This is a genomic window from Flavobacterium tagetis, assembly GCF_016735615.1.
Lineage (GTDB): Bacteria > Bacteroidota > Bacteroidia > Flavobacteriales > Flavobacteriaceae > Flavobacterium > Flavobacterium tagetis.
Genome location: NZ_JAERSF010000002.1, coordinates 891,088 through 903,286 on the forward strand (window position 1 = coordinate 891,088; position 12,199 = coordinate 903,286).

General features: G+C 34.2%; 12 protein-coding genes. 8 read left to right on the top strand and 4 right to left on the bottom strand.

Going from position 1 to position 12,199, the window contains the following annotated elements:
• Positions 1-18: 18 nt before the first annotated feature.
• Both JI750_RS11375 and JI750_RS11380 read right to left on the bottom strand, forming a co-directional pair.
• Positions 19-1,125: an NADH:flavin oxidoreductase gene (locus JI750_RS11375; RefSeq protein ID WP_202001640.1), complete on the bottom strand. Its 1,107-nt coding sequence runs from the start codon at positions 1,123-1,125 to the stop codon at positions 19-21.
• A 7-nt stretch (positions 1,126-1,132) separates the two neighbouring features.
• A complete protein-coding gene (locus JI750_RS11380; protein ID WP_091496855.1) occupies positions 1,133-1,435 on the bottom strand; it encodes an ArsR/SmtB family transcription factor in 303 nt (100 codons plus the stop codon).
• 153 nt (positions 1,436-1,588) lie between these two features.
• On the opposite strand from JI750_RS11380, the gene JI750_RS11385 reads away from it, so the two are divergent.
• Positions 1,589-2,083 carry a TlpA family protein disulfide reductase gene (locus JI750_RS11385; RefSeq protein WP_202001644.1) on the top strand — a complete coding sequence of 165 codons (495 nt, stop codon included), beginning with the start codon at positions 1,589-1,591 and terminating at the stop codon, positions 2,081-2,083.
• A gap of 141 nt (positions 2,084-2,224) precedes the next feature.
• On the opposite strand, the gene JI750_RS11390 is transcribed toward JI750_RS11385, so the two are convergent.
• Positions 2,225-2,605, bottom strand: coding sequence for a hypothetical protein (locus JI750_RS11390; RefSeq protein WP_202001645.1), 381 nt, complete (start codon positions 2,603-2,605; stop codon positions 2,225-2,227).
• A 285-nt stretch (positions 2,606-2,890) separates the two neighbouring features.
• On the opposite strand from JI750_RS11390, the gene galA reads away from it, so the two are divergent.
• From galA to JI750_RS11415, 5 genes are all read left to right on the top strand, one after another.
• On the top strand, positions 2,891-5,632 hold the full coding sequence (galA, locus tag JI750_RS11395; protein ID WP_236673019.1) for a beta-galactosidase GalA: 2,742 nt from the start codon (positions 2,891-2,893) through the stop codon (positions 5,630-5,632).
• 219 nt (positions 5,633-5,851) lie between these two features.
• Positions 5,852-6,721, top strand: a complete 870-nt coding sequence (locus JI750_RS11400; protein ID WP_202001651.1) for a helix-turn-helix domain-containing protein — start codon at positions 5,852-5,854, stop codon at positions 6,719-6,721.
• A gap of 307 nt (positions 6,722-7,028) precedes the next feature.
• The gene (locus JI750_RS11405) at positions 7,029-7,427 is read left to right on the top strand and encodes a cupin domain-containing protein (protein WP_111369646.1); all 399 of its coding nucleotides are present in this window, start codon (positions 7,029-7,031) and stop codon (positions 7,425-7,427) included.
• Positions 7,428-7,670: 243 nt separating this feature from the next.
• Positions 7,671-8,723 carry an NAD(P)-dependent alcohol dehydrogenase gene (locus JI750_RS11410; RefSeq protein ID WP_202001654.1) on the top strand — a complete coding sequence of 351 codons (1,053 nt, stop codon included), beginning with the start codon at positions 7,671-7,673 and terminating at the stop codon, positions 8,721-8,723.
• A 159-nt stretch (positions 8,724-8,882) separates the two neighbouring features.
• Entirely contained in the window at positions 8,883-9,866 is a 984-nt protein-coding gene (locus JI750_RS11415; protein WP_202001657.1) for an aldo/keto reductase, read from the top strand.
• Positions 9,867-10,090: 224 nt separating this feature from the next.
• Here JI750_RS11415 and JI750_RS11420 read toward each other — a convergent pair whose 3' ends face one another.
• Positions 10,091-10,678, bottom strand: coding sequence for a DUF4142 domain-containing protein (locus JI750_RS11420; RefSeq protein WP_202001659.1), 588 nt, complete (start codon positions 10,676-10,678; stop codon positions 10,091-10,093).
• Positions 10,679-10,829: 151 nt separating this feature from the next.
• Between JI750_RS11420 and JI750_RS11425 the strand changes: the two genes are divergently transcribed.
• Positions 10,830-11,699, top strand: coding sequence for an XAC2610-related protein (locus JI750_RS11425; RefSeq protein WP_202001663.1), 870 nt, complete (start codon positions 10,830-10,832; stop codon positions 11,697-11,699).
• A 241-nt stretch (positions 11,700-11,940) separates the two neighbouring features.
• On the top strand, positions 11,941-12,180 hold the full coding sequence (locus tag JI750_RS11430; RefSeq protein ID WP_202001665.1) for a DUF7218 family protein: 240 nt from the start codon (positions 11,941-11,943) through the stop codon (positions 12,178-12,180).
• Positions 12,181-12,199 lie beyond the last annotated feature (19 nt).

Genomic DNA, 12,199 nt, shown 5'->3' on the forward strand with positions numbered 1-12,199 from the left:
TTAGTACCTCAAAAAAAATTATTCTAAAACCAATTGACCTAGGGCCTCTTTAGTAAAACCTTTTAATTCGTCAGTTTTTCCAGCTTTGATTTTAGCCACCCAATTTGGATCAGATAAAAGAGGTCTTCCAACGGCAACCAAATCAAAATCGCCCCTGTCAAAACGTCTGTTTAATTCGTCTAAAGAAGTTGGTTGTGAACTTTCTCCAGCAAATGCTCCAAAGAAATCGCCAGAAAGTCCCACAGAACCAACTGTTATAGTTGGCGCTCCTGTTACTTTTTTAGCCCATCCTGCAAAATTCAAATCAGAGCCTTCAAATTCTGGTTCCCAGAAACGACGTTGTGAAGCGTGAATAATATCAACTCCAGCATCAACAAGTGGAGTAAGCCAAGCTTCTAATTCCTGTGGATTTTTTGCCAATTTATAGTTGTAATCAGAAGGTTTAAATTGAGAGAATCGCATGATAACAGCAAAATCATCGCCAACTTGTTTTCTAACTTCTTTTACTACTTCAATAGCAAAACGATTACGTTCTGGCAAAGTTTTTCCGCCGTAAATATCTTCACGTAAATTCGTTTCAGCTCTAAAGAACTGATCAATTAAATAACCGTGTGCACCGTGAATTTCAACAGTATCAAAGCCTAATCTTTTAGCGTCAGCAGCAGCTTTACCAAAAGCAAGAATAGTATCTTCAATATCTTTTTCAGTCATGGCAACGCCATTTCTAAAATCAGGACGGTTTAATCCAGATGGACCTTCAAAAGGAACAGAAGGAACCCATCCAGAATGATGATTGTCCATAATTCCCATATGCCAGATTTGCGGTCCCATTTTTCCACCCGCAGCATGAACTTCATCAATTACTTTTTTCCATCCGTTTAGCGCTAAATCGCCATAAAAATGAGGAACATTAGCATCATTAGAAGAAGATTTTCTGTCAATAACAGTTCCCTCAGATAAAATTAATCCAACTTCGCCTTCAGCTCTTTTTTGGTAATAAGCTGCTACATCATCAGTTGGAACTCCGTTAGGAGAAAAAGAGCGTGTCATTGGCGCCATTACGATTCGGTTTTTCAGATTTAACGATTTTAAGTTAAATTCAGAAAAGAGGTTGTTTGTACTCATAGTAATTTTACAAATTAGATTGAATTAATTTACTAAGTGCTTCAAAGGCACCTTCGTTACGTTTATAATAGGTCCATTGTCCAACACGTTTGGCCTCGATAAAACCAGCGCGTTGTAAAATAGAAAGGTATTCAGATACAGTAGATTGTGTCAAACCAGCTTTGGCTTGAATTTGCCCAACGCAGACTCCATGCTCAAATCCGGCATGCTCCAGTTGGCCCGGAAAGTTAATTTCAGGCTCTTTTAGCCATTCCAACATTTGCAGTCGAGACTTATTAGATAATGCTTTAAAAATTTCTATCGTTTCCATAATGCAAATATATCGACTTTTCCCGATATATGGATTTGAAGAAAAATATTTAGGATAATTTTATGATTAGGATTGCTAAGTAAAGAAGAATTTGATAAAGAAAATTTATATTTGCGAGATTGATTCATTCCTCAAATCAAATTAAACTTAACTATGAAAAAAACTGTACTCATTCTAGCATTCTTATGTTGCGTAATCACCAATTCAAAAGCTCAAGTTGTAGGTGTAGATGTTGGAGATATTGCTCCAGAAATTGATCTTCCAGATACAAAAGGAGAAAAAGTGGCGCTTTCTTCTCTAAGAGGTTCATTGACTTTAGTCGATTTTTGGGCTTCTTGGTGCGGACCTTGCATTAAAGAACAGCCATTATTGCTAAAACTGCACAATGCTTATCCTGATAAATTATCAATCTACGGAGTTTCCATGGATACCAAAAAGCCGTTATGGACAGGAGCAATCGCAAAAGCAAAACTGCCTTGGACAAATGTTAGTGATTTGAAATACTGGCAATCTCCAGTTATTGGAGATTATATGCTGCAATCTATTCCATTAAACTTTTTGATTGATAAAAACGGAATCATTTTGGCTAAAAACATTCACGGACAGGCTTTAGAAGATAAAATTAGAGAGTTTTTAGAGGTTCAATAGATTTTCCTTAACCGCAAAGAGCGCTAAGGTTTACGCAAGGTTCGCAAAGTTTTTAATTTCTTAGCATGCTTAGCGTAAACCTTAGCGCTCTTTGCGGTTAAAAACAAAAAAGCCCAATCGATAATACTGGGCTTTTAATTTCTAAGACTCTTTAATCACTTTCTTTACACCTCCAAAACTTGTTTTCAGCATTTCTCTGATCTGAAACTGTGTTTTGTTTCCCGATGCGTTTTTCCAATCTTTGAGATCAAAAATATGAATCTGATCTGCGTAAGGATTTGTTAAAAATGAAATTCGTGAAATCGTATATTTATAGTATTTCAGTTCATGAGAAACGTGTCGATTTGGAACAACAATTAATATATTTTCCCAATTCAAAAAGTCTTTCGGAACATCTTTTCTTTCTAATAATCCTAAAGATTCAAAAAAAGCGACAATCTTCTGATCATTGATTTTACTAATCTTATGATCTAGGTTTTTAAAAGTACTTTGAAGTCTATTTTCGTTAATAATAGTACTCATAGTATTGCTTTTTATGATTTTAATATAAAATTACATCAAAAGAAAATCATTTTTGAATCTGAAGCCATTAGATTCATTCTAAATTTAAAAACCTGCTTTAAAGCTATTTGTTATGAATGAGTTATCATATTTTGATAAAATACTATTAATGTTTCTTCTCTAAAAGCTTTATTTTTATCGCTATTTGATTTACTAACAACCAAACTCATGAAAACCACTTTTACTCAAAAAACAATTCTCAGTTTTTTTCTCCTATGCTCATTCCATTTATTGGCTCAAAATAAATTGGGGAGAGAACTTATTTTAATTGATAAAGACTGGAGGTTTTCGTTTGGACATTTGTATGATACTAAAAAAGATTTCGGACATGCAGAAGGGTACTTTTCTTATTTGACTAAAACAGGATTTGCTGATGGGCCAGCGGTTTCTGGATTTGATGATCGCGCTTGGAGAAAATTAGATCTTCCGCACGATTGGGCAGTTGAACAGCCTTTTAGCGAAAACGCCAGTTTCAGCCACGGATTTAAAGCAGTAGGCAAAAACTTTCCAGAGAAAAGTATTGGTTGGTACAGAAAAAAAATAACAATTCCGAATGAAGATTTAGGAAGAGTAATTTCTTTGAAATTTGACGGTGTTTTTAGAAACTCAAAAGTATTTTTTAACGGATTTTATTTAGGAACGCAAGAAAGCGGTTACAATGGTTTTGAATATGATGTAACGGCTTACGTTAATTATGGGGGCGAAAATACAATTGTGGTACGTGTAGATGCTTCGATGGAAGAAGGCTGGTTTTATGAAGGCGCAGGGATTTACAGACATGTTTATCTTCAGAAAACAAATCTGATTCATGTGGCGCTCAACGGGACTTATGTAACTTCAGAAATTGAAAATAATAATGCTGTAATTACTGCTGAGGTAAAATTGGAAAATAAAGGGCATTATGAAGGTAATGTCGAAATAAGCCAGACTGTTTTGGATGCTTCTGGAAAACAAGTGGCATCAAATACTGAAAGTATTTCTGCTCCAGAATTCTACAAAACAAATGTTTGTTCATCAAAATTAAATGTAAAAAATCCGCTTTTGTGGGATATTGATTCTCCTAATTTATATCAGTTAATAACAGAAATAAAAAGCGAAGGAAAAGTAATTGATCAGTATAAAACTTCGTTCGGAATCAGAACTATAAAATTTGATCCAGAAAATGGTTTTTTCCTAAACGGAAAACATGTAAAACTGAAAGGAACGAATAATCATCAAGATCACGCAGGAATTGGAACGGCGCTTCCAGATGAAATTCAGTATTACAGAATTAAAAAACTGAAAGAAATGGGTTCTAATGCTTATCGCTGTTCACATCATCCGCCGACTCCTGAGTTATTGAAAGCTTGTGACGAATTGGGAATGCTGGTTATTGACGAAACTCGTTTAATGGGAATTAATGATTATCATCTAAATGATTTAAAACGAATGATGGAACGTGACCGAAACCATCCGAGTATTTTCTGTTGGTCAGTTGGAAATGAAGAATGGCAGATTGAGGGTGGAATTACTGGTGAAAGAATTACCAATATCATGCAGGATTTTAGTAAAAGTATTGATCCGACAAGACCTGTAACAGTAGGAATCAGCAGCGGATTTAAAAGCGGGATTTCTTCTGTAGTTGAAATTATGGGATATAATTATCTTGGAAATGGAGATATAGACGCGCATAGAAATCAGTTTAAAAATCAGCCCGGAATGGGAACCGAAGAAGGTTCAACTTTTGCCACTCGAGGCATTTATTTTACAGATGATGCCAAACATTATCAAAGCGCTTACGATAAAAAACCTCGTCCAACTTTTTACAGTATCGAAGAAGGCTGGAAATTTTATGCTGAGCGACCTTATTTGGCAGGAATGTTTATCTGGACAGGTTTTGATTATCGTGGCGAACCAACGCCGTATGGTTGGCCATCTGTGACTTCTTATTTCGGAATGATGGATGTCTGTGGTTTCCCGAAAGACAATGTTTTCTATTTAAAATCATGGTGGGGAAAAGAACCAGTTTTACACGTTTTGCCACATTGGAATTGGAGCGGAATGGAAGGAAAAGAAATTGAGGTTTGGACCTATTCGAATTGCGATGAAGTAGAGCTTTTTCTAAACAAAAAGAGCTTAGGCAAAAAGAAAATGGAACAAAACGGACATTTAGAATGGAAAGTGAATTATGTTCCCGGAACTTTGGAAGCTGTTGGATATAAAGATGGTAAAAAAGTACTTTCAGATGTTCAAAAAACAACGGGAAAAGCAGAAAACATCAAATTGTCATTAGATAAACAAAATGTTTTAAAAGGAAATGTTTCTGTTGTAACGGTTGAAACTACTGATAAAAATGGTTTACATGTTCCAACAGCAAATGACGAAATTACATTTTCTATAAAAGGCGGAAAAATTTTAGGAGTTGGCAACGGAGATCCAACTTCGTTAGAAAGCGATCAATTTATTGATGACATAACACTTGTTGCCATAAATAATTTTAAAGAACAAAAAGAAACAAATGCCTCTTTGCCTCTGCAATTGCTAAACTATGCTGAAAACCAATGGACAGAAGCTTTTAAAGACCGTGATTACAAAAAGCAAGCGCCATCGTATATTTATAAAGGAGAATTTGATTTAAAAAGCAATTCGGCTTCTAACATGGTGAGCTTCTTTTATAAAAAAATAGGAGTTGAAACAGTGGTTTTTATAAATCGAAATAAAGTAGAACCAAGTAAAGAAGATACTCAGAAATATATTTTGAATACATCTATTTTAAAAGAAGGTAAAAATACAATTCACATTGCAGCAACGCCATTGCAAAAAATAAAAGATTGGGATGTTATGAATACAGATCCTGGAATCATTCAAGTTATCACGCCTGCAGAGCCTTGGAAAAGAAAGCTTTTTAATGGTTATGCTCAAATTATTATTCAGAAAGATGAAAATGTAGGAGAAGTGGTTTTATCTGCTTCCGCGAAAGGATTGCGTGCTGCCATTTTAAAAAATTAAATTAACCGCAAAGTTCGCAAAGATTTACGCAAAGCACGCAAAGAGAAATAAAACTTTGCGTCTCTGCGACTTTGCGAGCATTTTCTTTAGTTAAAAAACTTTGCTCCCGATAGCTATCGGGATTGCGTAAATTATTAGCGAACTCTGCGGTTAAACCAACAAACTAGAAACTTTAAACCTGAAACAAAAAATATTGTTTGATTTTCATAACTTTGCAAAATGAATAATCAGACAGAAACTCAGAATTGCGATTTTACTTCAGATTTAAAAATGAAGGGTTTTAAAGTATATCCTATAAATGGAGATTTTAGTAAAGTTCCCGTTTATAGTAGAAGAGACTTTTATAAAATCTGCATCAATACCAGTAAAAGTATTATTCAATATGCTGACCGCGGAATAGAAACCGACGGAACGATTCTGTTTTTCGGGAATCCGATTATTCCGTATTCTTGGGAAACGGTTTCTGAGAAATTTGAAGGATATGCTTGCGTTTTTACCGAAGAGTTTTTTAAAACAAAGGACCGTTCAGAAACCCTTCAGGAATCTCCTTTGTTTAAAATAGGAGGAACGCCAATTTTTACTTTAACTGCTGATCAAAAGGTATTTATCGATTCGTTATTCCGAAAAATGATTCAAGAATACGAAACCGATTATGCTTTTAAAGACGATTTAATGCGCAGTTATGTCAATTTGATTATTCATGAATCGATGAAAATGCAACCTTCAGAGAACTTCTTTAAACATAAAAACGCTTCTTCGAGAATTACTTCTTTGTTTTTAGAATTATTAGAAAGACAATTTCCAATAGAAACCAAAGATCAGCCTTTAGCTTTAAAAACGCCTCAGGATTATGCGCAAAGCCTTTCTGTGCATGTGAATCACTTAAATCGTTCTGTAAAAGAAGTTACGGGAAAACCAACAACAGCACACATTACAGAAAGAGTTGTTAATGAAGCAAAAGCTTTATTGCAGCACACAGACTGGAGTATTTCGGATATTGGGTATTCGCTTGGATTTGAGTATCCGAGTTATTTTAATAATTATTTTAAAAGACTTACAGGAACGGTTCCCAAATCGCTTCGAATGTAAATTGTTTCAATTTCTTAATTTTTTGTTTGAATATTGTTATTTCGGCATTGCAGTATTGCACTACATTTGCCCTGAAATAAACAACGAATCTTTGTATCAGTTTTTTTAATAGCTAAATAACACTTCACAAAAGCATGCTCCGCTTTGCATTTAGTTTTAAATTCTGGTGATAGAAAAATATAAATTTTTTAAAGTATTAATTAAAATCAAAATCTCCTTCTAGAAGAGATTCGATGTACTGATTATTTCATTCAAATAAGCTTGTAAGAATTTTAAAATTAATTATTAACCTAAAAACAACGAAATTATGTCGACACATTTCACTGCCGTAACCGAAGAAGGTAAAATTCCAAATACTTATATGACAGGCGAAGTGTCATATAAAAAGCAGACAAGCGAGATTCACCCTGAAAATACTGTTATCAAAGATATTTCTTTTGAACCCGGAGCAAGAAGTAATTGGCACAGTAACGCAAGCCTGCAGTTGATCATTGTAACAGATGGAATTGGCTATTACCAAGAAAGAGGCGGACAAATTAATCTTATCGAAAAAGGAAAAGTAATCACAGTTTTACCCGGAATAGAGCATTGGTACGGAGCAACACCAAACAGCAAATATTCGCATATTACCATTGTCACAGAAGTAGACAAAGGATCTGGAGTATGGATGGATAGTGTTACTGATGAAGAGTATTATTCTTTTTAAGACGCTAAGGTGCTGAGATTCTAAGTTACTAAGATTTTTTTACAAAATTATCGGGACTGATTTTTTACGCAGATTTTACTGATTTATAACAGATTATATTTTTTGATTAGCTAAAAATAATCGAAATTTATATAACTAATTGTAAATCAGTACAAGTCAGCCGGATCTTTATTGCAATTTTTCAATGGTTTACAACTTGAAACCTGAAACTTGAAACAAAAAACTAAAAACAACAATAAAATTATGGAAACAAAAAACATTAAAGCCTTTGGTACAGAAGCTGCCGAAGCACCGTTAAAAACTTTAGATATACAAAGAAGAGCTGTACAAGCTCATGACGTAGAAATCGAAATTTTATATTGTGGAATCTGCCATTCCGATTTGCACTCAGCTAGAAATGAGTGGCACGGAACAATGTATCCAATTGTTCCTGGACACGAAATTGTGGGTAGAGTGGTAAAAGTTGGTGATCATGTAAAAAAATTTAAAGTTGGTCAATTAGCAGGAGTAGGCTGTATGGTTGATTCTTGTAGAGAATGTGATCATTGCAAAAATGATTTGGAGCAATATTGTGATGAAGGAAGCATTCTAACATTTAATTCACCAGACAAACATTTAGGCGGACATACTTTTGGAGGATATTCTCAAAGTATTGTTGTTGATGAAAATTATGTATTGCACATTTCAGATAAATTGGATCTTGCAGGAGTTGCGCCTTTATTATGCGCAGGAATTACAACTTATTCTCCGTTAAAACATTGGAAAGTTGGACCTGGTCAAAAAGTTGGTATTGTCGGTATTGGAGGTTTAGGACATATGGGAATTAAATTAGCGAAAGCTATGGGGGCTCATGTTGTTGTTTTTACGACATCTCCGTCAAAATTTGACGCTGCAAAAGAACTTGGAGCTGACGAAGTAGTTTTGTCTACTGATCCGGAACAAATGGCAAAACATGCTAAAAGCTTGAACTTTATTTTAGATTGCGTTTCAGCAGAACACAGTATCGATTCTTACTTAAATTTATTAAAAGTAGACGGAACTTTAACGCTAGTTGGCGCACCAATGGATCCACTTCCTGTAACTTCTTTCAGTCTGATTTTAGGAAGAAGAAGCTTCGCTGGTTCAGCAATCGGCGGAATTGCAGAAACTCAAGAAATGCTTGATTTCTGCGCAGAACACAACATTACGGCAGATATCGAAATCATTGGTGTAAATGATGTAAATAATGCCTACGAAAGATTATTAAAAGGAGATATCAAATATCGTTTTGTGATTGATATGGCTTCGCTTAAATAAGATTCTAAGTTGCTAAGATTCTGAGATACTAAGTTTTTCTTTTGTGATTAGAATCTTGGCGAATTTAGAAATTAATAAAACAGGATGCTGAGATTTTAGCTCAAAGGAAAGAAAACTTAGAATCTTAGTATCTCAGAACCTTAGAAACTTTAAAAAGAAATGCAAACACGTAAACTAGGAAATAGCAGTCTTGAAGTCTCTGCATTGGGGCTTGGCTGTATGGGAATGAGTTTTGGTTATGGACCGGCTCATGATAAAAATGAAATGATCAGTCTGCTTCGTTCGGCTTATGAAAAAGGAATTACTTTTTTTGATACAGCAGAATGTTATGGACCATTTTTGAATGAAGAACTTTTGGGTGAAGCTTTAGCGCCTTTTCGCGATAAAGTGGTCATTGCAACAAAATTCGGTTTTTTGGAAGGCGATTCTAAAAAAGGATTAGACAGTCGTCCAGAATGGATTAGAAAAAGCATTGAAGGTTCGCTAAAAAGATTAAATACAGATGTTATCGATTTGTATTATCAGCATCGCGTAGATCCGAATGTGCCTATGGAAGACGTTGCAGGAACGATAAAAGACTTGATTCAGGAAGGGAAAGTAAAACACTTTGGACTTTCAGAAGCTGGAGCAGAAAGCATTCGACGCGCGCACGCTGTTCAGCCTGTAACAGCATTGCAAAGCGAATATTCGCTTTGGTGGAGAACTCCAGAGGAAGAAATTTTTCCTGTATTAGAAGAATTGGGAATTGGTTTTGTGCCTTTTAGCCCTTTGGGAAGAGGTTTTCTAACCGCCAAAATTGATGAAAACACACAGTTTGACAGCACCGATTTTAGAAATACGCTGCCTCGTTTTACACCAGAAGCGAGAAAAGTGAATCAAGCTTTAGTTGAATTGCTTTCTAAAATTGCGGCAGAAAAAGGAGCAACAAATGCTCAAATTGCCCTAGCATGGATTTTAGCCCAAAAACCTTGGATCGCACCAATTCCAGGAACTACAAAATTGCATCGCTTAGAAGAAAACCTTGGAGCAACAGATTTAGTTCTTTCTGCGCAAGACCTAGCAGAAATCGAAAGCGCAGCTTCAAAAATCACAATTGAAGGCTCAAGATATCCAGAGCATCTGCAGAAGATAGCTGGGAAGTAAGATGCTAAGGTTCTGAGATTCTAAGTTTCTAAGATTTTTATGCAAAGAGTAAAACTCATAACCTTAGTAACTTAGCATCTTAAAAAAACAAACCCCTCAAGCAATTCAACTCTTGAGGGGTTTTTTGGCAAAGATTTGAGGTTCTTAGGTACTCCATTTCTTAGAACCTTAGAATCTCAGTATCTTAGCGCCTATAAAATAAATAATAACCAATTAAATTTATTTTACTTTTTGTCTAGGTTTTGTTTAAGCAGTTTAGCGTGTTCCAAATGTGCTGTTAAACCTGCAATATTGTTTGATGCCCAAGTTTTTACATCTGGGTCAACGGCGTCTTTTGTTGCATCTTGAAGTTTTTTGATCGCTTTTTCATGACCGTCAATCATCATGTCAGCGAATTTTTTATCAAAATCAACACCCGATTTTTCGTTTAATTTATTGTATTCTTCTTGCCCTTCTTCAGTTAAAGAAGTTGGAAGAGTAAAGTTTTTTGCTTTTGCTAATGCACTTACTTCAGAAGCCGATTTAGTGTGCTCATCAACAAGCATTTTACCAAATTTTTTCACTTCAGGGTTGGTACTTTTTGTTTGCGCCAGTTTACCAATTTCGATTTCAGCTAAATTAATTTCGGCTTGATCTACTAAAAATTCAGAGTCATCTTCTTTGCTGTCAATAGAATCAAATTTTGCTTCGTTTGCATCTTCAGCAACTTCTTTTGGATCTTCTTGTTTCGTCTCGTTTTTACAAGATTGAAGGAATATGATAATAAGTCCTGCTCCTAAAATGGCTTTCCCGGCTAATAATAACTTTTTCATGATTTTAATAGTTTAAATGTTATAATGTAAAATTATTGAGAACTTAAAGAAATGGCTTACAGGATTTTTAGAGATTGTTATAGGATTTGGATGCTTTTTTATAATTAGAAATGTATGTTTGTATATTATTACTGAGTAAATACTTAGATTCATGAGACAAAAAATTACAATCTTATTTCTTTTAGCAACAACTTTTGTATCAGCTCAAATTAGTTATAAAGGTTTTATTGATAAATATCCAATCGAGTTTGTAACCGATATCTATTCTGATGGACAAGGAATGGCAATTTATGCTTATTCCAATTTTGATACTCCGATTGTTTTAAATGCTAAATTGAATGGCAAAACGTTAGTATTTATAGAAAAAGATAAAAATGACAAAGAAACCGCGAAATTGAGTTTCAAAAATTATAGTGCTGAGAGCGATCAATTAAACGGAATTTGGAAAGATTTAAATTTAGGAAAGGAACTTAAAATTAGTTTAACAAAAGAATTTGATCTTAATTATAATGCAGGAGAAGAATGGACGGAAAGAGAAATTCTACAGTCCGTTTCTATGAAAGGAAAGTATATTAAATTGGTTATTTCGAAAGATAAAGACGGCTCTTTTGGAGTTTCGGGAATAAAAGTAATCGAAAAAAAGACCGATAAATTAATTCAGAAAATTGACATAGGATCTCCAAATTTGGGATTATTTAATGTGAGTGTTGGAGATTACAATTTTGATGGATTTGAAGAGTTTTCTGTTTTCGAATCTAGTTATGCAGGTCCAAATACTTCAAGAATATATTTTCTGTATAATCCAAAAACAGGAAAATATTTTGAAAGCGGTTTTAGTGGAACTTCTTTAGAATTTGACAGCAAAACAAAAAGAATTTACGAGCATAATCAGTGTTGCGCTGGAAGAAGCGTAGAAAGAACTGAATATAAAGTGGTCAATAATAAAATGGTTTTGATTAAAAAGACCTGTATGGAATATGATGATAAAACACAGGATTACAAAAAGATTAAATGTGATTAATTAAGCAAAATAACAAAATCCCAACTCCAAAAGAGTTGGGATTTTTTTTTTTGCATTTAACATTTCACATTTTACAGAAAACACAAATTTATATTTTCACTTTCACAATTCCCATCCTACAAAAATGAAATTTGAGACAAAAATTGTATAACAAAAATTTCTTAGTTAATGATGAATTTTGACATAACAGATTTTGACATAAATAAAATGTCAAAATGTTAACCCTTAAAAATTTAAAGTCATGCCAGATCCAAGAATTAAGAATGAAGAGCAATATGAAGCATTGGTAAAAAAAGGATACAGCAAAGAGAAATCGGCTCGTATTGCCAACACGCCAGACGCAGGAAAGAAAGGCGGAAAAGCAAAGCCTTATGATGAATGGACAAAAGAAGAACTTCTAAAGCAAGCCAGTAAAGTAGGTATAAAAGGAAGATCTTACATGAATAAAAAAGACTTAATAGATTCTTTAAGGAATAATTAAAATGAAAGCAAAACTATTT

What these genes read in the sequence shown, in the direction of transcription:
- JI750_RS11375 (WP_202001640.1), bottom strand. Translation starts at nt 1,125, where the DNA reads ATGAGTACAAACAACCTCTTTTCTGAATTTAACTTAAAATCGTTAAAT.
- JI750_RS11420 (WP_202001659.1), bottom strand. Translation starts at nt 10,678, where the DNA reads ATGAAAAAGTTATTATTAGCCGGGAAAGCCATTTTAGGAGCAGGACTT.
- JI750_RS11390 (WP_202001645.1), bottom strand. Translation starts at nt 2,605, where the DNA reads ATGAGTACTATTATTAACGAAAATAGACTTCAAAGTACTTTTAAAAAC.
- JI750_RS11410 (WP_202001654.1), top strand. Translation starts at nt 7,671, where the DNA reads ATGGAAACAAAAAACATTAAAGCCTTTGGTACAGAAGCTGCCGAAGCA.
- JI750_RS11380 (WP_091496855.1), bottom strand. Translation starts at nt 1,435, where the DNA reads ATGGAAACGATAGAAATTTTTAAAGCATTATCTAATAAGTCTCGACTG.
- JI750_RS11430 (WP_202001665.1), top strand. Translation starts at nt 11,941, where the DNA reads ATGCCAGATCCAAGAATTAAGAATGAAGAGCAATATGAAGCATTGGTA.
- JI750_RS11385 (WP_202001644.1), top strand. Translation starts at nt 1,589, where the DNA reads ATGAAAAAAACTGTACTCATTCTAGCATTCTTATGTTGCGTAATCACC.
- JI750_RS11405 (WP_111369646.1), top strand. Translation starts at nt 7,029, where the DNA reads ATGTCGACACATTTCACTGCCGTAACCGAAGAAGGTAAAATTCCAAAT.
- JI750_RS11400 (WP_202001651.1), top strand. Translation starts at nt 5,852, where the DNA reads ATGAATAATCAGACAGAAACTCAGAATTGCGATTTTACTTCAGATTTA.
- JI750_RS11415 (WP_202001657.1), top strand. Translation starts at nt 8,883, where the DNA reads ATGCAAACACGTAAACTAGGAAATAGCAGTCTTGAAGTCTCTGCATTG.
- JI750_RS11425 (WP_202001663.1), top strand. Translation starts at nt 10,830, where the DNA reads ATGAGACAAAAAATTACAATCTTATTTCTTTTAGCAACAACTTTTGTA.